Genomic DNA, 23,356 nt, shown 5'->3' on the forward strand with positions numbered 1-23,356 from the left:
TCAGTTGCTCCGTTGACTGCTCAGGATTCCTTGTTGGGATACTGCGGCCACGTCTTGATCATACCGCGAACGGCCTGGATGCGCTGCTCCGCCACGCGATCGGCGGCTTTGTACGTCGGAATGCCCGTATCCTTGGCCAGACGGAACACGCTCAGCACGGTCTGGTAGATCTCGTCCGCCTTGCGCAGCGACCGTTCCCGGCTCCAGCCGGTGAGCTCGCTGTACACGTTGATCACACCGCCGGCGTTCGCGACGTAGTCGGGCGCGTACAGAATGCCGCGGGCTTCCAGCGCGTCGCCATGACGGTCTTCGAGCAGCTGGTTGTTGGCCGCACCGGCCACGATCTCGACGTTGAGCTGCGGGATGGTGTCGTCGTTGATCACGCCGCCGAGCGCGCAGGGCGTGAAGATGTCCGCCTTCGCGCGGTAGATCTCGTCGAGTGCCACGGCGGTGGCGCTCATTTCGTCGACCACACGCTTGATGCGACCGGCATCGATGTCGGTGACGATGAGCTTCGCGCCCGCGGCGTGCAGCTCCTTGGCGAGATAGTAGCCCACGTGGCCAAGGCCCTGAATCGCGATCGTACGACCTTCGAGGCTGTCGCTGCCCCACTTCTGGCACGCCGACGCCTGAATGGCGCGGAACACGCCATGCGCCGTCACGCTCGACGGGTCGCCCGACTTGGAGCCGATACCCGTGACGTGCTTCGTCTCCATGTGCACGAAGTCCATATCTTCGACCGTCGTGCCGACGTCTTCCGCCGTGACGTAGCGGCCGCCGAGCGAGTCCACGAAGCGGCCATGCGCGCGGAACAGCATTTCGCGATTGGTCGTCTTGTTGTCCCCGATAATGACCGACTTGCCGCCGCCAAGGTTGAGGCCGGCCACCGCGTTCTTGTACGTCATGCCGCGCGACAAGCGCAGCGCATCGACGATCGCCGCCTCTTCCGACGCGTAGTTCCAGAAGCGGCAGCCACCGAGCGCGGGCCCGAGCGTGGTGTCATGAATCGCGATGATGCCGCGATAGCCGGATGCCTTGTCATGGCAGAAGACCACCTGCTCATGACCCATCTCGGCGATCGTTTCGAAGTAATGCATATGAGGGAACCGGAAGATCAGTCTGGAAGAGATCCGTCGTTCGCGGCCGCTGCGGCCAGGGTTTCGCGAGCGATCACGATGCGCTGAATCTCGGACGTGCCTTCGTAGATTTCAGTCACTTTCGCGTCGCGGAAGAAGCGTTCGACGGGATAGTCGGTCACGTAGCCGTAGCCGCCGAACACCTGCACGGCCTGCGTCGTGACCCACATGGCCGTCTCGGTTGCAAAGAGCTTGGCCATGCTGCTGAAGCGCGTGATTTTCTCCCCGCGCTGTTTGGCCGCCGCGGCCGCATGCAACAGCGTGCGGGCGGCGGTGATACGCGTCGCCATGTCGGCGAGCTTGAACTGAATCGCCTGGAAGTCGGCGATGGGTTTGTTGAACTGTCTGCGCTCACCGGCGTAGCGCACGGCGGCTTCGAGGGCCGCGCGCGCAATGCCGATGGCCTGTGCGGCAATCCCGAGTCGCCCGTGATCGAGCGACCCGAGCGCGTACACGAAACCCTGCCCTTCCTCACCCAGCAGCCGGTCACCCGGCACGCGGCAGCCGTCAAGATTGATCTGCAGCGTCGGCGACGCGCGCAGCCCCATCTTGTTTTCTTTCTTGGCCAGATGAAAGCCGGGCAGATCGGGCGTGAGAATGAACGTCGAGATGCCCTTGCTGCCCTTGCGGGCATCGGGCGAGTCGGTGCGCGCCATACAGAGGATCACGCCCGCTTCACTGCCGTGCGACACCCACGCCTTCGTGCCGCTCAACAGCCAGTCGTCGCCATCACGCACGGCCTGACAGCGCAACGCGGCGGCATCGGAGCCGGCCTCCGGCTCCGACAGCGCGAAGGCGCCGAGCAGTTCTCCGCGCGCCATCGGCGGCAGGAAGCGCTGCTGCTGCGCCTCCGTGCCGAAGTTCAGGATCATCTGCGTGGGCAGCGAGTTGTGCACGCTCAGCAACACGGCCGCCGAGGCGTCAGCGACCGCGATTTCTTCGAGCGCGAGCAGATAGCTCTGCGCGTCGAGATCGAGTCCGTCGAAGCGTTCCGGCGTGAGCATGCCGAAGAATCCCAGCTCGGCCATCTGCGTGACCATCACGCGGTCGAAACGCGACTCCTGGTCGCGCTCACCGGCGAGGGCGACGAGTTCGCGCTGCGCATACGCACGCGCGAGCGACTGGATTTCGCGCTGCGTTTCGTTGAGATCGAGAAGTGACATGGCGGGTCAGTACTGGTAGAAGCCACGGCCGGACTTGCGTCCGTACCAGCCAGCGGCGACGTACTTCCGGAGTAGCGGACACGGACGGTACTTCGGATCACCGAGGCCGTTGTGCAGCACTTCCAGAATCGCGAGGCAGGTATCGAGGCCGATGAAGTCGGCGAGCGTGAGCGGTCCCATGGGATGATTCATGCCGAGCTTCATCACCGTGTCGATGGCTTCGGGCGTCCCGACGCCCTCCATGACGCAGTAGATGGCCTCATTGATCATCGGCATCAGGATGCGATTCGCCACAAAGCCCGGGAAGTCGTTCACTTCCACCGGCGTCTTGCCGAGCCCCTTGGAGAGGCTCATGACCTTTTCGGTGGTGGCATCACTGGTGGCGAGGCCACGAATGACCTCCACCAGCTGCATTACCGGCACCGGGTTCATGAAGTGCATGCCGATCACCTGCTCGGGACGCTTGGTGCGCGCGGCGATTTCGGTGATGGAGATGGAGCTCGTATTGCTGGCGAGGATCGCACCGGCCGGCGCGAGCCGATCGAGATCTTCGAAGATGCGGAACTTGAGATCGGTGCGTTCGGTGGCCGCTTCCACGATGATCGCGGCATCGGCGACGGCATCGAGCGAGGTGGAGGTCGCGATCCGCGCGAGGGCGGCTTCAGCAGTAGTCGCCTCGATCGCGCCCTTCTTCACCTGACGATCGAGATTCTTGGCGATCGTGTCACGACCCTTCGCCAGTGCGTCGGCGTTCACGTCGATCAACGTGACGGCATGCCCGCTGGTCGCGAACACATGCGCGATGCCGTTGCCCATCTGACCCGCGCCAACCACGGCGGCGCGATCCAACGCTGCCTGCGTCCCGCCTTGCGTCCCGTCCTGCATATCGATTCGACTCCGAAAAGTTAGGTCTCTGCGCGTGACTCGCGGCGTCGAAGTCCGACGGCCAGCGAGCCACCCAACACCAACATCGCCACGAGCCCGCCCTCGGGGCCCCACGCTCCACCGGAAATCCACTCCGACCCGCTCGGTACCGCCCGGTAGCCCGGTGTCGCGAAGGGCAATCCGCTGACCGGCACGTGCAACACCGCGGCCATCACCCAATTCCAGGCGAGATGCGCCGTCCACGCGGCCGGCAAACTCTCGGTGCGCTCCCGCACGAGGCAGAGGCACAGTCCGGCCAGCATGACCACCACGGTGGTGCGCACGTTCGCACCGGGATTCATCAGGTGCACCGCCCCGAACGCCACACTCGAACTCAACCGGGCCACCCACAGGCCCGCAGCCTCTTCGGCGACGGCGTAGAGGTAGCCACGAAACACCAGCTCTTCCCACAGCGCCGCCGGCCCAAGTAGCAACAGCAGCCGCAGCGCCGTTCCTCCCCAGCTGTCCTGCACGACCATGGCGCCATCGATGCTCGCCGTGGGCGTCGACTCCATCCGTAGTGCGCCGACCGCCCACAAGACGCCCGCCGTGCCAAGAATTGCCACGGTGCCCAACAGCACACCGATCGCCATCCGCTTTCCTTGCCACGCCCCTTCACCAAGCGCCATTACCGACCACGGCACGTCGTCCACGAAACGCAACGCCACGTAACATGCCGCCGCGACGCCGATCAGCATCGTGAACGGATACATCGGCACGGTTTCGCCGACACGCCGTGAGAGAAGACCGAACAGCGGTCCGAGTACCGACTCGGCGATCCCCTGGGCGAGAATCCAGGCGACGCCGAAGCTCAGGAGCCGCCAGGGAACCCGCAGGGCTTTGTTCACGACGCGCCGATCAGTCGACGCGCTCCACGGACAACGCCACCGCGTCTCCACCACCGAGGCAGAGCGTGGCGATACCCGTCTTCTTGCCACGATCGGCCAACGCATGCAGCAGCGTGACGAGTACGCGCGTGCCGCTGGCGCCGATCGGATGACCGAGCGCGATCGCGCCGCCGTTCACGTTCACACGGGCGTCGTCCCAGGACAGTCCGAGACCGTCGGCCAGCGCCTGCGAGGCGAAGGCTTCGTTGGCTTCGATGAGGTCGTAGTCGGCGATGGTGGTGCCCGACTTCGCCATCAGATTCTTCACCGCCGTGATGGGCGCGAAGAACAGATCCTGCGGCTCGCCGGCTCCCGTGGCATACGCCGTGATGCGGGCCAGAATCGTGAGGCCATGTTCGCGTGCGTACGCTTCCGACGTGACGACCACCGCCGCCGCGCCATCGTTCAGCGACGAGGCATTGCCAGCCGTGACGGTGAGATTGCTGTTGTCCCCCTTGCTCGGGAACGCCGGACGCAAGCCGGACAGTGACGCTTCCGTGGTGTCGGCGCGGGGGCCTTCGTCCACCGAGATGATCGTCGGTCCCTTCCGCCCCAGGATTTCCACCGGCACGATCTCGGCGGTGAACTTGCCCGCCTGCTGCGCGGCGACCGCCTTCGCATGCGAACCGGCGGCAAAGGCGTCTTGCTGCGCCCGCGTGACACCGGCCTTCGTAGCCGTGTACTCGGCATGCACGCCCATGTGCACGTTGCAGGTCGGGCACCACAGGCCGTCCTTGATCATGCCGTCGACCATGGTCTGGTCGCCCAGCTTCACGCCGCCTCGCATGCCGAACACGTAGTGCGGCGCGTTGCTCATGCTTTCCTGGCCGCCGGCCACGATCACCTGCGCGTCACCCGCCTTGATAGCCTGCGCGGCGAGCATGACGGCCTTGAGACCGGAGCCGCACACCTTGTTGATGGTGAGGGCGGATGCCGTCGCGGGCACGCCCGCCTTGAGCATGGCCTGACGTCCAGGCGCCTGACCCGTGCCGCCTTGCAGCACGTGGCCCATGATCACTTCCTGGACCGCGTCGGGGGCGACGCCACTGCGCTGGAGTGCAGCACGGATCGCGATGGCGCCAAGTTCCGGCGCAGAAAGGGGCGAGAGGCCCCCGAGATACCGCCCGATCGGTGTGCGCGCGGCACCCACGATGACAGGCTGGCGAGTTAGGTCGCTCATGTATGACAAGGAGTGGCAGGAACCTGCAGGTACAGCCTCTGAAAATAACCGATCTCACAGCACAATCGGCGAAATCCGCAGCCGCGTGGCCGCTGGATTTCGCCGATTCCGTTTCGTCCCACTCTAGCGGCCGGTCATCCCTCTGATCTGCTTCACGGCATAGTCGACCTTCATTTCAAACAGCTTCTTGCCCAGCTCCTTACTGGCTTTCCGGGCGTCGCCGGTGATGCCGTTGTTCTTCCGGGGCGGCGCATTGGGGTCGGGAGCGGCGCCACGCGGGCCCGTCGGCACCGGATCGCCCACCGCGTTCGGGAGCTGGTCGAGTCGGACCCAGGTGCCGTCGCCGAGGTACAACATGGTCGACGTGTCGGGGATGCCGGCGTGCGAGCTGGACGGGAAGCCGTTGGCCTTCAGATACGCGTCGAAGTCAGCGTTGGCCGTGGAGTACACGGCGTCGCAGTAGAGCACCTTGATGCCCTGTGCTGCGTACTTCTCGCTCAACGACTTGGCCACCTCGGCATAGACGTTCGGCTGGCCACCACCGTGATCGCCCATCAGCACGACGGTCTTGAAGCCGGTCGCGATCGACTGTTCGCTGATGCGCTCGAGAATGCCCTTCAGTAGCTCGGGGGTGAGGCCGATGGTGCCCGGGAGCGTCGCACTGGCGTTGTTCGGCGTGTACGGCAGCACCGGCATGGCGATGGCATCACCGAGCTTCTCGGCGATCGTGCGCACCACGACGCGTCCCATGAGATTGTGGCCGCCGTTCACATTCTGCGGCCCACGCTGCTCGGTGCCGCCGGTGTAGAACAGCGCCGTCGTCTTGCCGGCGGCGAGTGCGTCCTTCACCTCGGGCCACGTCATCATCTCGAATTCGACGAGTGGCTTCTTCGGCTGCGCCTGAGCGGCAGCGGCGGGCGTGATCAAAGCGGCAGCGAACAGCGCAGCCAGAGTGAGGCGACTGGTCATGGTGGCGATTTGCGGAGGGGAGTGTGGCGGGGGACTACCAGTATCCTACGCCGGCGACGTCGGGATTGCTGGCCGCGCTGCAGCGTTCTGACGAATCGGCACTAGATTCACTTGGGCTGAGGCGCGCACGATCCGAGCACGAATGCCATCCGGTGCGAGCGGCGGACCTCGGGGAATTCGTACCAATCACGCGAACTGAAAATGTCTTTACACGAACGCGGAATCGGCGAGCGGTCCAGCCAGCTCGGACGGGCAACAGCCTCAGGCCGCAGCTTTCGCTCGGTACTTGATGGATGGGTGGTGGCGCTCGTGCTCGTTCCCACGGGCTTTGCGCTCCTGATGGTCCTGCTGGAGGCCGGCCTCACGTCGCGACGCGCGCTGGTGGCGGCGGCCCTCGTGCTTGGTGGTGGCGTGCTCCTCCCCGCAGTGCTGTACGCGGTCACTTTGTACCAGTTCACCGACACAGCGCTGCTGGTTCGTGTGGGACCGTTCACGACCCGCGTTCCGTACGCGACCATCCGGAGTATCGAACCGTCGAGGGATATGTCATCTGCTCCGGCATTTTCTCTCGACCGTTTGCGGGTTGAGTACGGTGACGGCCAGCACGTGCTGATCTCCCCAATGCAAAGGGAATCGTTTGTCGAGTTGCTCGCGACGCATCGACGCGCGGTCGCGGCGCTTCCCCGATCGACGTAGCCGGAGTCACGGCAGCATATCGCGTGTGCGCACGGAGCCGATCGCCAGTAAATGTGCAGGCAGATCGGCGTTGTCAGTGCGGTGACGTCGCGCCCTCGCGGGAACCGTCGGACGCGCGGAAGCAACAGCCCCCGCGCCGTTTCCCCGCCGCGAGTACGAGGCACGACACAGATCTCTCGCGCGCGCCACCGCGGCGACGGCACCCGCTCCCGTGTCAGCCGGTCGGGACGGGTGGTCCCTGCAGCCGCCTCTGCGAAGGAGGGGCCGGCGCCGGTAGCGCAGCGCACGGCGCGCGGCCATCCCGCCGCAGAAAGCGGCGAAAGGGATCCACCCGGCACGACCGAGCGCCACCCCAACGCTGTTTCCAATCCACGCGCCAGGAACAACAGCGAGCGATCAGTCGTCGTAGCCGACCACGAGGTTCATGCCGGCTTGCTGGGCGCGCTGTACCGCCGTGCCCGTCGCCGTGAGCAAGCCGTCCACGCTGATTACGGAATCCGTCACCTCGGCCACACCGACCGACAGCGTGCAGCGCACGCCCTGTACGTCGCCGCTGAACACATGACGCTGCATGCGCTCGCGGATACGTTCGGCCAGCACCAACCCACCGGAGAGTTCCGTACTCGGCAGCAGCACCGCGAACGCTTCGCCGCCCACCCGGCCGACGACGTCGGTGGTACGCGACTCCTGACGGCAGACCCACGCGATCGCCCGCAACCACTCGTTGCCGAACCCCTCGCCGTGCTGCTCGTTGATCTCGCGGAAGTTGTCCGGATCGACCAGCAGCATCGTGAGCGGCTGCCCGTAGCGGCGCGCGCGCGCCACTTCCGACGAGGCCACGTCGAAGAACGCGCGACGGGCCGACACGCCGGTGAGATAGTCGGTGGTGCTCGAGGCGTCGTCGCGCAGACTCTCCTCGAGACGGCGACGCTCCGACACGTCGTGCGTGACGACTGAAAATCCGTTCGCGGTGCCGTCGGTGGCGCGAAGTGCCGTGACGACCGTACTGGCCCAGAACAGCGAGCCGTCCTGTCGCTGACGGTGCCCTTCTTCCTCACACCAGCCGTTGCGGGCAGCCAACGCCAGCGTGTCCTGCACGTACGCATCGCCACCGCTGTCCGGCGGGAGCAGCAATGTCAGGGATTGCCCCACCACGGCGGCGGCGGGAAACTGATGCACGCGCTCCGCCGCCTCACTCCACGAGTCGACGGTGCCTTCGGCATCGACGGTAAAAATCGCGTAGTCACGTACCGCGCCTTCCACCGCACGCAGCCGCTGGTCGGCGCGCGACAGATGTCCGCGGGCCGCCGCCAAGGCGCCGGCATCGTTCACGACCGCCACGATACGACCCGGCGCCACCTTCACCAGCGATAAATGCACACCGCGCTGCTCGCCGGGGGCGAGCAGTTCGAGCGCATCGACAATCACGCCACGCGGCGAGTCAAACCCACGCACGCGCGCAGCCAGGTCGGGAGCCACCGCCCCCAAGGCCACGAACAGGTCATCGAGCGAACCCGCGCGGGTGAACGGCGTGAGCAGCGTGCGCGCCGCCAGGTTGGCGACTTCGACCCGCCCCTCTTCGTCCACCTCCACGAGGCCGACAGGCGCCAGCACGAACAGGTCGAGCAGCGCCTCCGGGGTCACGTGGTCGCCCCCGGCTGTTCCGTCGCGGTCGCTGCGGCATCGGATGCGGCAGCCACGACGTCGGCCGGCATGGCCAGCGTTCGATCGGCAATTTCGTGCAGCACACGCGCGATGAACGCGTCGGACGACATGATATCCTGCTTCTTGCCAGCCCCCCGCGACCGCAGCGCGACCGTGTTTTCGTCGGCCTCGCGACGACCGATCACGCACATGTACGGCACCTTCTGCACTTCGCCTTCACGCACGCGGTAGTTCAGGGTTTCGTTGCGCGCGTCGAGTGTGGCGCGAATACCGGCGGCCTTCATGCGGGCTACCAGCGCTTCGGCATGCTCGTTGTAATCGATCGCGATCGGAATCACTCGCACCTGCTCCGGTGACAGCCACACCGGGAACACGCCGGCGAAGTGCTCGATCAGAATCGCGATGAAGCGCTCGAACGATCCGCTCACGGCGCGGTGGATCACCACCGGTCGATGCGGCGCGTTGTCGTCACCCGTGTAAGTGAGGTCGAAGCGCTCCGGTGCGTTGTAGTCGAGCTGGATGGTACCGAGCTGCCACGCGCGACCGATGCTGTCCATGACGTCGAAGTCGATCTTCGGACCATAGAACGCACCATCGCCTTCCTTCATCTCGTACGGACGGCCCGTGCTGTCGAGCGCGGCCCGCAGTGCGGCCTCGGCCCGATCCCACAGTTCGTCGGAGCCGATCCGCTGCTCCGGACGTGTGGCGAACTTGAGCTTCGCCGTGAGACCGAACGTGTCGTAATAGCCGAGGATGAAATCCATGAGGAACTTCACTTCGTCGGCGATCTGATCTTCACGCAGGTACACGTGACAATCGTCCTGCGCGAACTGGCGCACGCGCGTGAGCCCGGAGAGCGCGCCCGAGAGCTCATTGCGGTGCAATACGTCGAACGTGACGTAGCGCATGGGCAGATCACGATACGAATGCTTGCTCGACGCGAAGTACAAATGGTGCGACGGGCAGTTCATCGGCTTGAGCGACATGTCGTGCTCGCCGGTCTCACTGTCGAGCACGAGGAACATGTTTTCCTTGTACTTGCCCCAGTGGCCGGACTGCTCCCACAGCGCCTTGTTGTACAGCAGCGGCGTCTTGATTTCCTTGAACGCTTCCTGCTGACGCTCGCGTACGAACGCTTCGAGCGTGTTGTACAACGTGGTGCCCTTGGGCGTCCAGAACACGGCGCCGGGCGCGACGGGGAACAGCTGGAACAGATCGAGCGCCTTACCCAGCACCCGATGGTCGCGCTTCTTGGCTTCCTCGAGATTGTGCAGGTGCTGCTCGAGTTCGTCCTTCTTGAAGAAGGCCGTGGCATAAATGCGCTGCAGCATTTGGCGCTTCACATCGCCGCGCCAGTAGGCGCCGGCCGTCGTGAGCAGCTTGAAATGCTTCAGATACGACGTATCCGGCACATGCGGGCCGCGGCACAGGTCGATGAACGGGCCGTCGGTGTACGTGGAGATGACTTCGTCGCTGCCCTCGAAATCGTCGAGGCGCTCGAGCTTGAGCGGATCGTCGGCGAAGCGCACGCGCGCCTCGGCCAACGACACTTCTTCGCGCACGAACGGATACTTCTCGGCCACGACCTTTTTCATCTCGGCTTCGAACGCGGCCAGATCTTCGGGCGTGAACGGCTTCTCGACTTCGAAGTCGTAGTAGAAGCCATCATCGATCGCCGGACCGAACCCGATCTTGGCATCGGGACGCAGTCGGCGCACCGCCGTGGCCAGGATATGGGCGCCGGAGTGCCGCAGCACCTGGACGGCCCGCGGGTCCTTTTCCGTGATGACCACGAAGGAACCCGATGCGCGCAACGGGGTCATGAGGTCCAACACCTCTCCATCCACCGCGACCGCCAGCGACGCCTGCAGCAGGCGTGCCCCGATCGAGCCCACCACATCGCGCGCCAGCGTCCCGGGCGGGACCTCGCGTGTGGAGCCATCGGGAAGTGTCAGGACGATGTGCGCGTGGGCAGCAGCGTCAGCAGGAGATTGCGAACCGGCAGTCATCAGGAGCGGGCAGAAAGGTGAACGCCCTCGCTGAGCGAGGACGGTCAAGTTATCCTTGCACAAGGAGTCACGCCAAGATCAAACGCGATCCTCTTCTCGATCGCGGTGAACTGGCGTCGGGTCACGGAGGTGGCACCATGGCACAATCCCGATTCAGGAAGCGTCCGACGCGGACCTCGTCGGTACTGTTGGTGGCGCTCGGCGCGGTTGCCGGCGTCGCGCTGGGCATGCTGGTCGCCGATCGCGTCGGCGGCGTGGACGGACTGCTGCTGCCGCGGCGGTCGAGGCAGCCGCCGGCAGCCCGGGCCCGAGGGCTGGCGCGGCGACGAACGCCGCACCGACTCGTTCGATGAGCTCGCCGACGATGACTCGGAGCTGTCCGGCGAGTCGATCGCCCACATGCACGTCCGGCGTCGCGGGGATTCACCGGCGCCCCGCCCCGAGGCGATGCCCGACCGCCTGTCCACTCGCGAGCGCCTGCGAGACCGCATGCGCGACCGCCGCACACGCTCCATCGAGCCTCAGACCGAGCCTCAGGCCGCCGTTGCTCCGATGGCCGACGTGGTCGTGACCCCCATGGGTCCATCGGTGCCGACCCACGAGGAGCTGGAGGCCCGGGTGCTCGAGGCATTCCGGCACGATCCGGTGCTCGAGGCGCGCGCCATCGATATCGGCGCCGTGGGCGCGGGCACCATCGAACTGACCGGGTGGGTCGAAAGCACCGCAGAGATCGCGCACGCGCTCACGCTGGCCCGCGGAGTTCCCGACGTCACTGCGGTGGTCGATCATCTGGCCGTACACGGGCCGGGATCGATCCAGAGCCACCGGACGGCGCAGTACGAAACGCCGCGCGGACGGTGAGTCCGGCGTAGGCCGGCAGGCTGCCTTTCGGTGTTATCTTGGGCCATGACTGCGCCCGATACGAATCCGCTGCCGACGACCTACGACGCCGCCGCCACTGAGTCCACCTGGTACGCCCGGTGGACCGAGCACGGTGTGTTCACTGCCGATGCCGAACGCGCCGCCACGCGCGAGCCGTTCGTGATCGTCATCCCGCCGCCCAATGTGACGGCGGTGCTGCACATGGGGCATGGCCTCAACAACACCGTGCAGGACGTGCTCATTCGCTGGCGCCGCATGGCCGGCGATGAAGCGCTCTGGCTCCCCGGCACCGACCACGCGGGCATCGCCACGCAGAACGTGGTGGAGAAGCAGCTCGCGGCGCAGGGACAGACGCGCTTTGACGTGGGCCGCGGGCCCTTCGTCGACAAAGTCGCCGAGTTCGTGGAACACACCGGCGGCGAGATCCTGAATCAGCTGAAGGCGATCGGATCGAGCGCCGACTGGTCGCGCACGGCCTACACGTTCTCCCCCGCCCTCTCGAAGTCGGTGCGTGAGGCGTTCGTGCGCCTGCACGAAGACGGCCTGGTGTACAAGGGCCATCGCGTGATCCACTGGTGCCCGCGCTGCGGCACCTCGCTGTCGGATGAAGAGGCGGAGTTCACCGACACGACGGGCAAGCTGTATCACCTCAGGTACACGCTCGCCGACGACCCGACGCAATCGATTACCGTGGCGACCACGCGCCCGGAAACGATGCTCGGCGACGTGGCCGTGGCCGTCAATCCCGAGGACGAACGTTATCTCGCGATGATCGGCAAGGACGTCGTGCTGCCGATCAACGGCGTGCGCGTTCCGATCATCGCCGACAGCTACACCGACGCCGCGTTCGGCACCGGTGCCGTGAAGATCACGCCCGCGCACGATGCGAACGACTTCGAGGTGGGCAAGCGCCACGGACTGGCGATGCCGGTCATCATCGATGCCGAGGGCATCGTGCGTGAAGTCGACGACGCGGCCGGACGTGTGCCTGCCGCGTTGGCGGGGCTTGATCGCGCAGAGGCGCGCACGGCCATCGTGAAGATGCTAGAGGCCGAAGGCGCGTTGGTGAAGGTCGAGCCGCACGCGCATGCCGTGCGTCATTGCTACCGCTGCGACACGGTGGTGGAGCCGCGCCTGTCCGATCAGTGGTTCGTGCGCATGCGTCCGCTCGCCGACAAGGCGCTCGACGTGCTGCGCGGTGGCCAGCTGCGCATTCTGCCGGATCGCTGGGAAGCGGTGTACGTGAACTGGCTGGAAGGCATTCGCGATTGGAATATCTCGCGTCAGATCTGGTGGGGACATCGCGTGCCTGTGTGGTACTGCGACAATCCCACCTGCGCGCAGGAGCCGATCGTGTCACGCACCGATGTCACGGCGTGTCCGTCGTGCCACGGCACGGTGCGTCAGGACGAGGACGTGCTCGACACTTGGTTCTCGTCGTGGCTGTGGCCCTTCTCGACGCTCGGCTGGCCCGATGAAACGCCGGACCTCAAGGCGTTCTACCCGGGCGACGTGCTGGTGACGGCGCCGGAGATTCTGTTCTTCTGGGTGTCGCGGATGGTGATGTCGGGGTGCTGGTTCCTCGATCAGACGCCGTTCCACACCGTGTATCTGCATGGTACGGTGCGCGACATGCAGCACAAGAAGATGTCGAAGTCGCTGGGCAACGGCATCGATCCGCTCGACGTGGTGAAGCTGTACGGCGCCGATGCGTTGCGGTGGACGATGACGGCCGGCCTCGGGCTCGGCGTCGACGTCATGCTCGATCCGAACGATCTCGAGAAGTCGTTCGCGCCAGGGCGCAACTTCTGCACGAAGCTCTGGAACATCGGACGCTTCCTGCTCTCACGCGTGGGCACCGAGCCGCTGCAGTCGCTGTCGTCGATCGCGCCCGAGCGACTCACTGCGGCCGACCAGTGGATCCTCGATCGTCTCGATCAGGCCATTCTCGACTGCGACGCCGCCCTGGGTCCGCCACGTCCGGCCAACGGACACACCTGGACGGAGGCTGAGCGCGGTCGCGGTCTGCGCTTGTCGGAGTACGCCGAGGCGGCGCGCCGATTCGTGTGGAACGAGCTGGCCGACTGGTATCTCGAGGCGCTCAAGCCGCGCCTGTACGCCACGGAGGGTGAGGATCGCGAAGTGGCGCGCACCGTGCTGGCGCATGCCTTCGACGGCGCCCTGCGGCTGCTTCAGCCGGTGGTGCCGTTCATTACCGAAGCGCTGTGGCAGCAGCTGCCGAACACGCCCGAAGGTGCGTTCCTCGCCCAGGCGGCGTGGCCGGTTTCGCGTCGGGCCGATGGCGCGGCCTCGGTCGGCGCTCAAGCGTTCGAGTACACCCGCGATGCGGTGCAGGCGATCCGCAGCGTGCGTTCGGAGTACAACGTGAATCCGGGCGCGTGGGTGGAGGCGATGCTGGTAGCTCCGGCAGGGATCGCGGAGCTGCTCGATGCGCAGCGCGACACGATTGGCTCGCTGGCGCGCGCGCGCGTGGCGATGGCATCGGAGAACCCCGGGGGCGCGTCGGCGCAGCTGTTGCTGCGTGACGGCGTGGAACTGGTCGTGCCGTTGGCCGGCATGGTGGATCTCGAGAAGGAGAAGCAGCGCTTGCAGGGAGAACTCACGCAACTCGAAACGCAGTTGAACGCGCTGGACGGTCGTCTGGCCAACGAGAAATTCGTGGCCAAGGCGCCGCCGGCGTTGGTGGAGGCGGAACGTGCCAAAGCCGAGGAGTGGCGGGCCCGCTGTGAGCTGATGCGCACCAAGCTCGGTACCTTCGGCGCGTGAAGACCGCGATGAAGGCCGTTGCGCTGCGGGCGGCCGCCCTGCTGCTGCTCACCGGTTGCGCCAATCAGACGGCGCCACCGGGGGGCCCTCCTGATTTGGCGCCGCCACTGGTACTGAAAGTGACGCCGCAGGACAACGCGGTCGGCGCCAAACCGAAGGCCGTCGTGCTGCAGTTCGATGAAGTGATCAGCGAAACGCCCAAAGGCGCGAAGGACATCGCCGATCTGGTGTTCATCAGTCCCAAGAGCGGCGTGCCCAAGGTGGACTGGGGACGTTCGAAGATCGAGATTCGCCCATCGAACGGCTGGAAGCCGAACACCGTCTACTCGGTGGTGATCAAACGCGGCCTGCAGGACCTGCGCAGCAACGGCATCGACAGCACCATTCGATTGGTGTTCAGTACCGGCGGACCGATTCCGACCACGCGCATTACCGGCGTGGCCTTCGATTGGGCGGCCGGCAACGGACTCTCGGGTGCGTTGGTCGAAGCCATCGCGCCCGACAGCACCACGTATCAGGTAGTCGCCGATTCCACGGGCCGGTACGTACTGCAGTATCTGCCACCCGGCCCGTACCTGTTGCGCGCGTATGGTGATCGGAACACCAATCGCAGTCTCGATCCCATCGAAGTGTGGGACTCGGTGAGCGTGACGCTCACGCAGTCGGCCGACATCGAGTTCTATGGCTTCGCCCACGACACCGTCGGCTTGCGCGTGTCGGAAGTGACGCCGCTCGACAGTGCCGTGCTGAAGGTGGTGTTCGACAAACCGTATGCACCCGGGCGGCTGTTCGGCCCCGAGGATGTACTGATCAGGCGCAACGATTCAACGATCGTGCGCGTGAAAGCCGTGCAGACGATTCCCGAGCGCAATCTGGCCGACTCACTGCGCGCGAAAGTGCGCGCCGACTCGGTGGCGCGCGTGGCGGCGTTGCGCGATTCCACGCCGGCGTTGCGCGCCCGTACCGATTCCTTGGCACGCGTCAAGCGCGCCGATAGCCTGGCCGCCGTGGCACGCACCGAGCGCGAGGCACGGGCCCGAGCGGCGGCGCGCCGAGGCCGCCCCGGTGCCCCGATCGACACGACGCCGCCGCCGAAGCTTCGTCGCCCGCTGCTGTACAAGGAGATTTACGTGACGCTCGACACGGTGCTCGAGCCGCAGAAGCAGTTCCGGCTCACCGTGAGCAACCTGCGCAGCCTCTCCGGCACGGTCCGCTCACCGGCGCGCACGTTCACCACGCCGCGCGCCCCGAAGCCCGACAGCACGAGCGACGCCGCGAAGCGCGACAGCACGAAACGCGACACCACAGCGGTCAAACGGTGACCGCGTCGCCCAGTGAGCACGCACCGGTTCCCGCGCTGTTCATCGACCGCGACGGGACGCTGATCGCCGATGCGCACTACCTCGCCGATGCCAATCGCGTGCAGCTGATTCCCGGCGCGGCGGCGGCCGTCGCCAAAGCGAATGCGGCACAGGTACCGGTGGTCGTCGTCACGAATCAGTCGGGCATCGCTCGCGGACTGATCACGACGTTTCAGTATGAGGCGGTCCGTGATCGAACGAATGCCTTGCTGAGCGCCGATGGCGCGGCGGTACTGGCCACCTACCACTGTCCGCACTGGGGACATCCCAAGGAGCCGTGCGAGTGCCGCAAGCCGGGCCTCGGCATGTATCGCGAAGCGGCCGCAGCCTATGCGCTCGACCTGGCGCACAGTGCGTATATCGGCGACCGGTGGCGCGACGTACAGCCGGCGCTGGCCACCGGCGGCATCGGCATCCTGGTACCCGGCATCGAGACGCCCTCGGCCGATGTAGAAGAAGCGCGGTCGGCCCTCTCCGCCCGCATCTTCATGGCGGACAACATTCTGGAGGCGGTGTCGATTGCGTTGGCGATGATCGGCGCCCGGCCGCCCCTGCAGTCACCATCGGACGCGCAGTAGTTTGGGCGCCATGACATCACAAGCGCGTATCTCCGTGCTCGCGTCTGGCGGCGGATCCAACCTGCAGGCGCTCATCGACCACTTTGCGGGTCCCGCCGCCAACGCGGGCGTGCTCACCTTCGTGGCCTCTGAACGCGAGTCGGCGGGTGCGCTTGATCGCGCCCGCTCCGCCAGGATTGCCACGGGCGTGGTCGACGAGCCGAACGATAGCGATGCCATCCTCTCGCTGCTCGATGCCGCCAAGACCGATGTGCTCGTGCTGGCGGGCTATCTGAAGTTGGTGCCCGCGGAAGTCGTGCGCGCCTTCCGCGGACGCATCCTGAACGTGCACCCGGCGCTCCTGCCCTCGTTCGGCGGGCCCGGCATGTACGGGATGCGCATTCACCAGGCCGTGCTCGATCACGGTGCCACGCTTACCGGTGTCACCGTGCACTTCGTCGATGAGCACTTCGATCGAGGACCGATCATCGCGCAGTGGCCGGTGCCGGTGCTTCCCGGCGACGACGCGACGGTGTTGGCGGCGCGTGTGCTGCGCACCGAGCATCGCCTGCTCCCCCTGTGCGTCGCGGCCGTAGCATCGGGTGCGATCGTGCTCGGTGAAGACGGCCGCGTGCACGGACATCTCGACATCCCCGTGTCGGTGCATGCCCCTGAATGGCGTTTTGGGCTGGCCGAGGACGCCGCCGGTCCGTCGCTGGCATTTGCGTCTGATGTGGCGCGACTTTTTCCGCGCTGAATTGCTTCCGCTGTTCTTCTCCCTCTTCTGATCCCGTCTCCATGCGCGCGCTGCTTTCCGTTTCCGACAAGTCTGGTCTCGTGCCCTTCGCCACCGGTCTCGCCCAGAAGGGCTACGAACTGGTCTCCACCGGCGGCACGGCCAAGGTTTTGCGCGACGCCGGCCTCGCCGTGAAGGACGTCAGCGAGATCACGGGCTTTCCGGAAATGCTGGACGGGCGTGTGAAGACGCTGCACCCGGTGATTCACGGCGGTTTGCTGGCGCGACGCGACGTGGCGGAGCACATGGAGGCGATCAAGGCACACGACATCGGCACCATCGACCTGGTCGTCGTGAACCTGTATCCGTTTCGCGAAACGGCGGCCAAGCCGAAGGTGCACCCGGAAGAGGTGATCGAGAACATCGACATCGGTGGACCGTCGATGCTGCGCTCGGCCGCGAAGAACTTCGCGTCGGTGTGGGTGATCGTCGACCCGACCGACTATGCGCATGTGCTGGCGATCGTGCAGTCTGATGGTGACGACCTCGCGTTCCGCACGCTGTTGGCGGAGAAGGTGTATGCGCACACGAGCAGCTACGATTCGGCGATCGCGCAGTGGTTCGCGCAGCAGCGTAACGAGCCGTTCCCCGATCGCTTTCCCATCGCCTTCGAGAAACAGCAGGCGTTGCGCTACGGCGAGAACCCGCAGCAGCGCGCGGCCTTCTACGTGGAGAAGCCGGGTGCCGGACTCGGTGCGTTAGTGCAGAAGGGCGGCAAGGAACTCTCGTTCAACAACCTGCTCGACCTTGAAGGTGCACTGCTCGCCATCGAGCCGTTCGCCGATCAGCCGGCATGCGCCATCATCAAGCACACCACGCCCTGTGGCGTGGCAACCGGCATCGACGCCCTCTCGGCGTACAAGAAGGCGCTGGCGTGTGATCCCGTGTCGGCCTTCGGCAGTGTAATCGCGTTCACCGTGCCGGTCGATGTGGCGGCGGCGGAAGCGATCTCCAGCTTGTTCGTCGAGTGTATCGTGGCGCCGTCCTTCTCCGATGCGGCCGTCGAGATTCTCGGGCGCAAGAAGAACCTGCGGGTGCTCGAAGGCCGCGCGAACTGGCCGAAGGGCGGCATGGACTACAAGCGCGTGCGCGGCGGCCTGTTGGTGCAGGATCGCGCGCCGGCGCCGATGGCGCCGGCTACGTGGAACGTGGTGACCAAGCGTCAGCCGACCACGGACGAGATGGTGGACCTCCACTTCGCCTGGAAGTCGGTGGCGAGTGTGAAGTCGAATGCGATCGTGCTCGTGCACGACGGCGCCACGATCGGTATTGGTGCCGGCCAGATGTCGCGCGTGGACGCCAGCTTTCTTGCGGTGCACAAGGCGACGAGTGTGGGCCATGTCACCGAGGGGGCGGCCCTGGGCTCCGACGCCTTCTTCCCGTTTCGCGACGGGATCGATCAAGCGGCGGCGGCTGGTGTAAAGGCTATCGTGCAGCCCGGTGGATCCGTGCGCGACGCGGAAGTCATCGCGGCCGCCGATGAGCATGGCATCGCGATGGTGTTCACTGGCGAGCGCCTGTTCCGCCACTAGGCGAACTGCTTTTCCCCTTGGTCGGAGAGTCCGTGATGTCTCGACGTGTGACCGTGCTGTGTGCCGCCGCTTTCGGCGCGATCGTAGCTGCAACTGTTGGCGTGGCCCCACTCGCGGCGCAGAGCAAGTCGGCGAAGACAATCGCCGCGCCATCCCCCGTGCTGGTTGGTGGATGGAGCGGCACGGCCACGGTTCCACTGCCGGACAGCGTGATTGTGGTGCCGGTGCTCTACACCTTTACACAGAGCGGCACCACGATCTCCGGTCAGGCGATGGTGCCCGGTCAAGGTACGGGGCCGATCTCCAACGTCGTCGTGACCGGCAAGCAGGTGCGCTTTCGCGTGACGGCGCCCGAAGGAAAGCTGCTCGAACACGACGGCACGTTCGGCGCTGACGGCAGCATCGAGGGCATGGTGAACATGGACAAGCAGCCCATCGCCAAGTTCAAGATCTCGCCGAGAAAGGACTCGAAGTCGACCCCGAAGAAGTAGCGGCCACCGGCACGGGTGGCTCAATCTTGAGCGCCTGGAACGCCGCGTTCGACAGCAGGCAGTACGCGGCGAAGCAGTAGAAGCCGGTGCCGGCCACCGCCGAGAGATTGGCGGTGCCCTTCCCGACCAGCAGCGCGATGAGCATGCCGACGGCGAACACGTCGGCCATCGACCACTTGCTCATCGCCTGTACCACGCCGTACAGCCGATACGACGTCGCGCTGCCGCGCAGCGCGAAGATCGGGACCAACAGCGCCGCCTTGATCAGCGGCACCAGCACGCTGAAGAGCACGATCAGGCCGGCTACGAAATTGTTGCCGGTGTTGTGCAGGCTCTGAATGGCGCTGATCACACTGCGCGTCTCGTTGGACAGTTCGCGCGTGTTGCCGAACAGCTCCATGGTGGCGCGAATGGTGAGCACCGGCTGCACGAGTCCCGGCCACAGCAGCACCAGCGACACGAGCGCCAGCGCGATCGCAAGTTTGTTTCGTGGAGTCATGAGAATGTGCTAGGCGGCGAGCTGGGTGATCGCACGAACGAACGCATCCAGTTCAGCGGTCGTCGTGAAGAGCTGCGGCGTGACACGCACGCCGGTCACACCGGCGGTGTCGATCGCCACGGTGAAGATCTTAAAGCGGTCCATCAGCGCGGTGGCGAGATCGCCCGGCTTCATGCCGTCGATCCCTACGTTCGCAATGGCGCCCGTGCGCGCCGGATCACTCGGAGTGAACAGCCGCACGCGCGGCACACCACGTACCTTCGTCGTCCAGTACTGCTGCAGCCAGCGCAAGCGGGCTTCCTTGCGCTGAATGCCGATCTCCTCGTGAAAGGTGATCGCGTCTTCGATGGCGAGATCGGTGTGCACCGGATGCGTGCCGGTGTGATTGAGCTTGGCGATGCTGTTGGTGGGCTGTCCCTCGTCACCGTAGATCGGCCACAGCTTCTCGATGGCATCGCGACGCACATACAGCAGGCCGGCCCCGAGCGGCGTGCCAAGCCATTTGTGCAGACTGGCGCCGTAGAAGTCGCAGCCGAGGTCGGGCATGCGGAAGTCGAGTTGTGCGAAGGCATGGGCGCCGTCCACCATGACGGGCACGCCGCGCGCGTGCGCCATGTCGCAGATCTTCTTCACCGGCAGCACGTGGCCCGTGATATTGATCATGTGACAGACCATCAGCAGACGGGTGCGGGGCGTGATGGCGTTGGCGTACACCTGCACGATCTCGTCATCGCTACGCGGGTCGAGCGGAACGGTGACCTTGCGATTCACGATGCCCCATCGGCGGCCCATGAGCGCGAACTGATCGAGCATGGCACCGTAATCGTGCACCGCCATCACCGCTTCGTCGCCGGCCTTCCAGTCGAAACCCGAGATCACCGTGTCGAGGGACTCGGTCGTGTTACGGGTGATGATCAGCTCTTCGGGCGAACATCCGGCCAATGTCGCGAGGCGGGCCTGCACACGCGCCTTGTTGGTGCCCTGCACCGTGCGCATGTAGCGCGAGCTCTGGGCGTTCACGGCCCGCACATGGCCGATGAACCGCTCCAGGACCGGCTGCGACTGCATGGAGTAGTAGCCGTGCTCGAGGTGGATGTAGTCGGCGGGGACCAGATACTTGGCGCGGAGCACGTCCCAGAAATCGGCTCGGCTAGCCAGCTCATCTACTGGCAGGCGCGAAAAGGCTTTCAGTTGGGCCGGACTGAACAGAAGGCCCAGAGAGGCGCCTCCCAGCGCGCCGCCCACGGTACGGAGAAATTCGCGCTTGTCCATGCGTCGGGGGAGATGAGGGGCCCGGACGCGGCGGGAAGCAGTTGTGCCCCCCGTCGCTGCCTGCGAACTTACCTGATTGTGTCAGCTCCGGCCGCCCCCGGTCCGGAGCCGCCTCACCTTCCGTCCAGTCCATGACCGTCGCAGCCACCGCTTCCGCGACTGCCGCTTCCCGGCCAGCCGCCGCCATGAGTGCCGGCGCGGCCGAGCTTGATTACCGCCCGTCGTACTTGGCCGCCGGAATTGCCGGCCTTGTCGTGTTCCTCCTGTACCTCGTCACGCTGGCCCCGACGACGTCCATGTGGGACACCAGCGAGTATATCGCGGCCGCGTACGTCCTTGGTATTCCGCACCCGCCGGGCAATCCGTTCTTCGTCCTCATCGGGCGTGTGTTCGCGATCCTGCCGATCGCGCCCACCGTCGCGATGCGCATCAACGTGCTGGCGGCGCTCTCGAGTGCGGTGTCGGCCGGACTGTGGTTCCTCATTACCGAACGCGTGCTCGTGCAGTGGATGCCGCGGCGCTGGCAGCGCATCGCGGGTGGTGCGCTCGCCGCACTCATCGGCGCCACCGCGTTCACGGTGTGGAATCAGTCGGTCGTCAACGAAAAGGTGTATACCGTCTCGCTGGTGGGCCTGGCGATCATCTGCTGGCTGACCGTGCGCTGGTGTGATGATCCGGAAGGCCCCGTGGCCGACCGTCTCCTGGTGCTCGTCGCCTACCTGCTCGGACTCGGCTACGCCAACCACATGGCAGGCATGCTGGCCGCGCCTGCCGTCGGACTCGCCGTCCTGATCCGTCGGCCGTCGTCGATTCTGCGCTGGAAGTTGCTGGTGGCCTGCGGCGCCGCGCTGGTGTTCGGCATGACACCGTTCGCTACGCAGCCGATTCGCGCCGCGCACTTTCCCGCGATCAACGAAGGCGAACCGACGGGCTGCGTGACTGAGCTCAAGATGGATTGTACCTTCTCGGCGCTCACGTACGATCGCTTCATGTACAACTTCAATCGTGGTCAGTACGGCAAGCCGGAGCTCGGTGAGCGCCAGGCGCCGTTGACCGCGCAGATTGGCATGTACTGGCTGTACTTCAAGTGGCAGTGGTTGCGCGACGCCTATCAGGAGAACCCGGGGCTGCAGAATGGCCTTGCGGTGTTCTATTTCATTTTGTGTATCCTCGGTGGCTGGATGCACTTCAAGAAGGATCGACGCAGCTTCTGGTTCTTCGGTCCACTCATCGGCACGATGACGTTCGGACTGATCTTCTACCTGAATTTCAAGTACGGCCACAGTCAGGCACTGGAGCTCGGCGAATCCGTGCCACGTGAGGTACGCGATCGAGACTACTTCTACCTGTGGAGTTTCTCGGCGCTCAGCGTGTGGGCCGCGCTGGGACTCATCTACCTGTGGGAAACGGTCGCGAGCCTCTTTGGCGCCGATGAAGTGAAGCTCGGTCGCGAGACGGTCGTGGAGCCGCGCACCCGCAGCTTCCTGCTGGCGTCACCGTTGCTGGCCGTCGCGTTCATCCCGCTGGTCGGTAACTGGCAGCAGGCGTCGCGGAACAACCAGACCGATACCACTGATTTCGCGCGCGACTTGCTCAACTCGGTCGAGCCGTACGGCATCCTGATCACCGTCGGCGACAACGACACCTTCCCGCTGTGGTACGCGCAGGAAGTCGAAGGCATCCGCAAGGATGTCATCGTGGCCAATACGTCGCTGCTCAACACCGACTGGTATACGCGTCAGCTGATCCGTCGCCCGGTGTACGAGTACGACGCCGCCAAGGGTCCCGAGATCTACCGCAGCCAGCAGTGGAAGAAGCCGGTTGGTCCGCCGGTGAAGATGACGTTCGACGAAGCCGACGCCTTGCCGCTCGCCATTCAAACGCCGCCGAACGCCGCGTTCCAGAAGGGCGACATCATTGCCGCGCCGCGCTCGCCGCAGCTCATGCGCGCGGATCAGCTGGTGTATTTCATGATCCGCGACACGTATCCCGACCGGCCGATCTACTTCAGCCGCACCGCCGGCGGATACCCGTACGAACTGGGCCTCGAGCGCTACGTGCTCACGCAGGGCATGGCCAAGAAGCTCGTGAGCCAGCAGATCATTCCGGGGCGCGACACCGTGCTCATTCAGGGTGAAGGCATGGTCGACGTGAAGCGCTCGTACGACCTGTGGACGAAAGTGTTCACGGCCACGAAGTCGCTGGCCGCCCGCAAGGGCTGGGTAGACGATGCGTCGGTCGGCATTCCGGATCTGTACGTGATCAGCGGCGTCACGCTGGCCGAAGCGCTGGCGCAGACCGGTCAGGTGGCCCGCTCCGACTCGGTGTATCAGCAGTCGAAGGGCATCGCGACGGCCATGCGCCGCGCGCAGGTGTTCGGCTTCGATCGTCAGCCGGCGTTGCCGGTGATGCCGGGCGCCGACGTGGGTCCGCAGCAGCAGTTGCTGGTGCCGCAGACCAAGCCCGACTCCAAGTAAGCCACATTGCTCTGTCGAAGGCCGGGGATCAACGACATGTTGATCCCCGTCTCGTTTCCCACCTCAGGAGTCT

General features: G+C 65.6%; 20 protein-coding genes. 10 read left to right on the forward strand and 10 right to left on the reverse strand.

Annotated elements, in window-relative coordinates:
- Positions 1–20 precede the first annotated feature (20 nt).
- The 6 genes from HKW67_RS07915 to HKW67_RS07940 all read right to left on the reverse strand — a co-directional run bounded on the left by HKW67_RS07915 (position 21) and on the right by HKW67_RS07940 (position 6,259).
- Entirely contained in the window at positions 21–1,097 is a 1,077-nt protein-coding gene (locus tag HKW67_RS07915; RefSeq protein WP_171224866.1) for a Glu/Leu/Phe/Val dehydrogenase, read from the reverse strand.
- A 17-nt stretch (positions 1,098–1,114) separates the two neighbouring features.
- Positions 1,115–2,299 (reverse strand): acyl-CoA dehydrogenase family protein, encoded by a 1,185-nt coding sequence (locus HKW67_RS07920; protein WP_171224867.1) that lies wholly within the window; start codon positions 2,297–2,299, stop codon positions 1,115–1,117.
- Positions 2,300–2,305: 6 nt separating this feature from the next.
- Positions 2,306–3,184 carry a 3-hydroxybutyryl-CoA dehydrogenase gene (locus HKW67_RS07925; RefSeq protein ID WP_171224868.1) on the reverse strand — a complete coding sequence of 293 codons (879 nt, stop codon included), beginning with the start codon at positions 3,182–3,184 and terminating at the stop codon, positions 2,306–2,308.
- A 20-nt stretch (positions 3,185–3,204) separates the two neighbouring features.
- Complete coding sequence (locus tag HKW67_RS07930) at positions 3,205–4,071, reverse strand: CPBP family intramembrane glutamic endopeptidase (RefSeq protein WP_171224869.1); 867 nt, start codon at positions 4,069–4,071, stop codon at positions 3,205–3,207.
- A 10-nt stretch (positions 4,072–4,081) separates the two neighbouring features.
- On the reverse strand, positions 4,082–5,290 hold the full coding sequence (locus HKW67_RS07935) for an acetyl-CoA C-acetyltransferase (RefSeq protein ID WP_171224870.1): 1,209 nt from the start codon (positions 5,288–5,290) through the stop codon (positions 4,082–4,084).
- Positions 5,291–5,413: 123 nt separating this feature from the next.
- Complete coding sequence (locus HKW67_RS07940; RefSeq protein ID WP_171224871.1) at positions 5,414–6,259, reverse strand: creatininase family protein; 846 nt, start codon at positions 6,257–6,259, stop codon at positions 5,414–5,416.
- Positions 6,260–6,460: 201 nt separating this feature from the next.
- Here HKW67_RS07940 and HKW67_RS07945 point away from each other — a divergent pair, with 201 nt between their 5' ends.
- The gene (locus HKW67_RS07945) at positions 6,461–6,955 is read left to right on the forward strand and encodes a PH domain-containing protein (protein ID WP_171224872.1); all 495 of its coding nucleotides are present in this window, start codon (positions 6,461–6,463) and stop codon (positions 6,953–6,955) included.
- A 396-nt stretch (positions 6,956–7,351) separates the two neighbouring features.
- Here HKW67_RS07945 and HKW67_RS07950 read toward each other — a convergent pair whose 3' ends face one another.
- Both HKW67_RS07950 and thrS read right to left on the reverse strand, forming a co-directional pair.
- A complete protein-coding gene (locus HKW67_RS07950; RefSeq protein WP_171224873.1) occupies positions 7,352–8,599 on the reverse strand; it encodes a sensor domain-containing diguanylate cyclase in 1,248 nt (415 codons plus the stop codon).
- Positions 8,596–10,629, reverse strand: a complete 2,034-nt coding sequence (gene thrS / locus HKW67_RS07955) for a threonine--tRNA ligase (RefSeq protein ID WP_171224874.1) — start codon at positions 10,627–10,629, stop codon at positions 8,596–8,598. Before thrS ends, HKW67_RS07950 begins: the two co-directional genes overlap by 4 nt.
- A 137-nt stretch (positions 10,630–10,766) precedes the next feature.
- Between thrS and HKW67_RS07960 the strand changes: the two genes are divergently transcribed.
- From HKW67_RS07960 to HKW67_RS07995, 8 genes are all read left to right on the forward strand, one after another.
- Positions 10,767–10,982 (forward strand): hypothetical protein, encoded by a 216-nt coding sequence (locus HKW67_RS07960; protein WP_171224875.1) that lies wholly within the window; start codon positions 10,767–10,769, stop codon positions 10,980–10,982.
- A gap of 136 nt (positions 10,983–11,118) precedes the next feature.
- Positions 11,119–11,490 (forward strand): BON domain-containing protein, encoded by a 372-nt coding sequence (locus HKW67_RS07965; protein WP_206044646.1) that lies wholly within the window; start codon positions 11,119–11,121, stop codon positions 11,488–11,490.
- 45 nt (positions 11,491–11,535) lie between these two features.
- A complete protein-coding gene (locus tag HKW67_RS07970; RefSeq protein WP_171224877.1) occupies positions 11,536–14,298 on the forward strand; it encodes a valine--tRNA ligase in 2,763 nt (920 codons plus the stop codon).
- Positions 14,295–15,620: an Ig-like domain-containing protein gene (locus HKW67_RS07975; RefSeq protein WP_171224878.1), complete on the forward strand. Its 1,326-nt coding sequence runs from the start codon at positions 14,295–14,297 to the stop codon at positions 15,618–15,620. The genes HKW67_RS07970 and HKW67_RS07975 overlap by 4 nt, the downstream gene beginning before the upstream one ends.
- Complete coding sequence (locus HKW67_RS07980) at positions 15,617–16,237, forward strand: HAD-IIIA family hydrolase (RefSeq protein WP_171224879.1); 621 nt, start codon at positions 15,617–15,619, stop codon at positions 16,235–16,237. Before HKW67_RS07975 ends, HKW67_RS07980 begins: the two co-directional genes overlap by 4 nt.
- 10 nt (positions 16,238–16,247) lie before the next feature.
- Entirely contained in the window at positions 16,248–16,973 is a 726-nt protein-coding gene (gene purN / locus HKW67_RS07985; RefSeq protein WP_171224880.1) for a phosphoribosylglycinamide formyltransferase, read from the forward strand.
- Between the two features lie 41 nt (positions 16,974–17,014).
- Positions 17,015–18,544 (forward strand): bifunctional phosphoribosylaminoimidazolecarboxamide formyltransferase/IMP cyclohydrolase, encoded by a 1,530-nt coding sequence (purH, locus tag HKW67_RS07990; protein ID WP_171224881.1) that lies wholly within the window; start codon positions 17,015–17,017, stop codon positions 18,542–18,544.
- A 32-nt stretch (positions 18,545–18,576) separates the two neighbouring features.
- Positions 18,577–19,035: a hypothetical protein gene (locus HKW67_RS07995; protein WP_171224882.1), complete on the forward strand. Its 459-nt coding sequence runs from the start codon at positions 18,577–18,579 to the stop codon at positions 19,033–19,035.
- Here HKW67_RS07995 and HKW67_RS08000 read toward each other — a convergent pair.
- Positions 18,989–19,534, reverse strand: a complete 546-nt coding sequence (locus HKW67_RS08000; RefSeq protein WP_171224883.1) for a paraquat-inducible protein A — start codon at positions 19,532–19,534, stop codon at positions 18,989–18,991. The genes HKW67_RS07995 and HKW67_RS08000 overlap by 47 nt on opposite strands.
- A gap of 9 nt (positions 19,535–19,543) precedes the next feature.
- Positions 19,544–20,806, reverse strand: coding sequence for an aminotransferase class V-fold PLP-dependent enzyme (locus HKW67_RS08005; protein WP_171224884.1), 1,263 nt, complete (start codon positions 20,804–20,806; stop codon positions 19,544–19,546).
- A gap of 131 nt (positions 20,807–20,937) precedes the next feature.
- Between HKW67_RS08005 and HKW67_RS08010 the strand changes: the two genes are divergently transcribed.
- Positions 20,938–23,283, forward strand: coding sequence for a glycosyltransferase family 117 protein (locus HKW67_RS08010; RefSeq protein WP_171224885.1), 2,346 nt, complete (start codon positions 20,938–20,940; stop codon positions 23,281–23,283).
- Positions 23,284–23,356 lie beyond the last annotated feature (73 nt).

Source organism: Gemmatimonas groenlandica (assembly GCF_013004105.1).
Classification (GTDB): Bacteria; Gemmatimonadota; Gemmatimonadetes; order Gemmatimonadales; family Gemmatimonadaceae; genus Gemmatimonas; species Gemmatimonas groenlandica.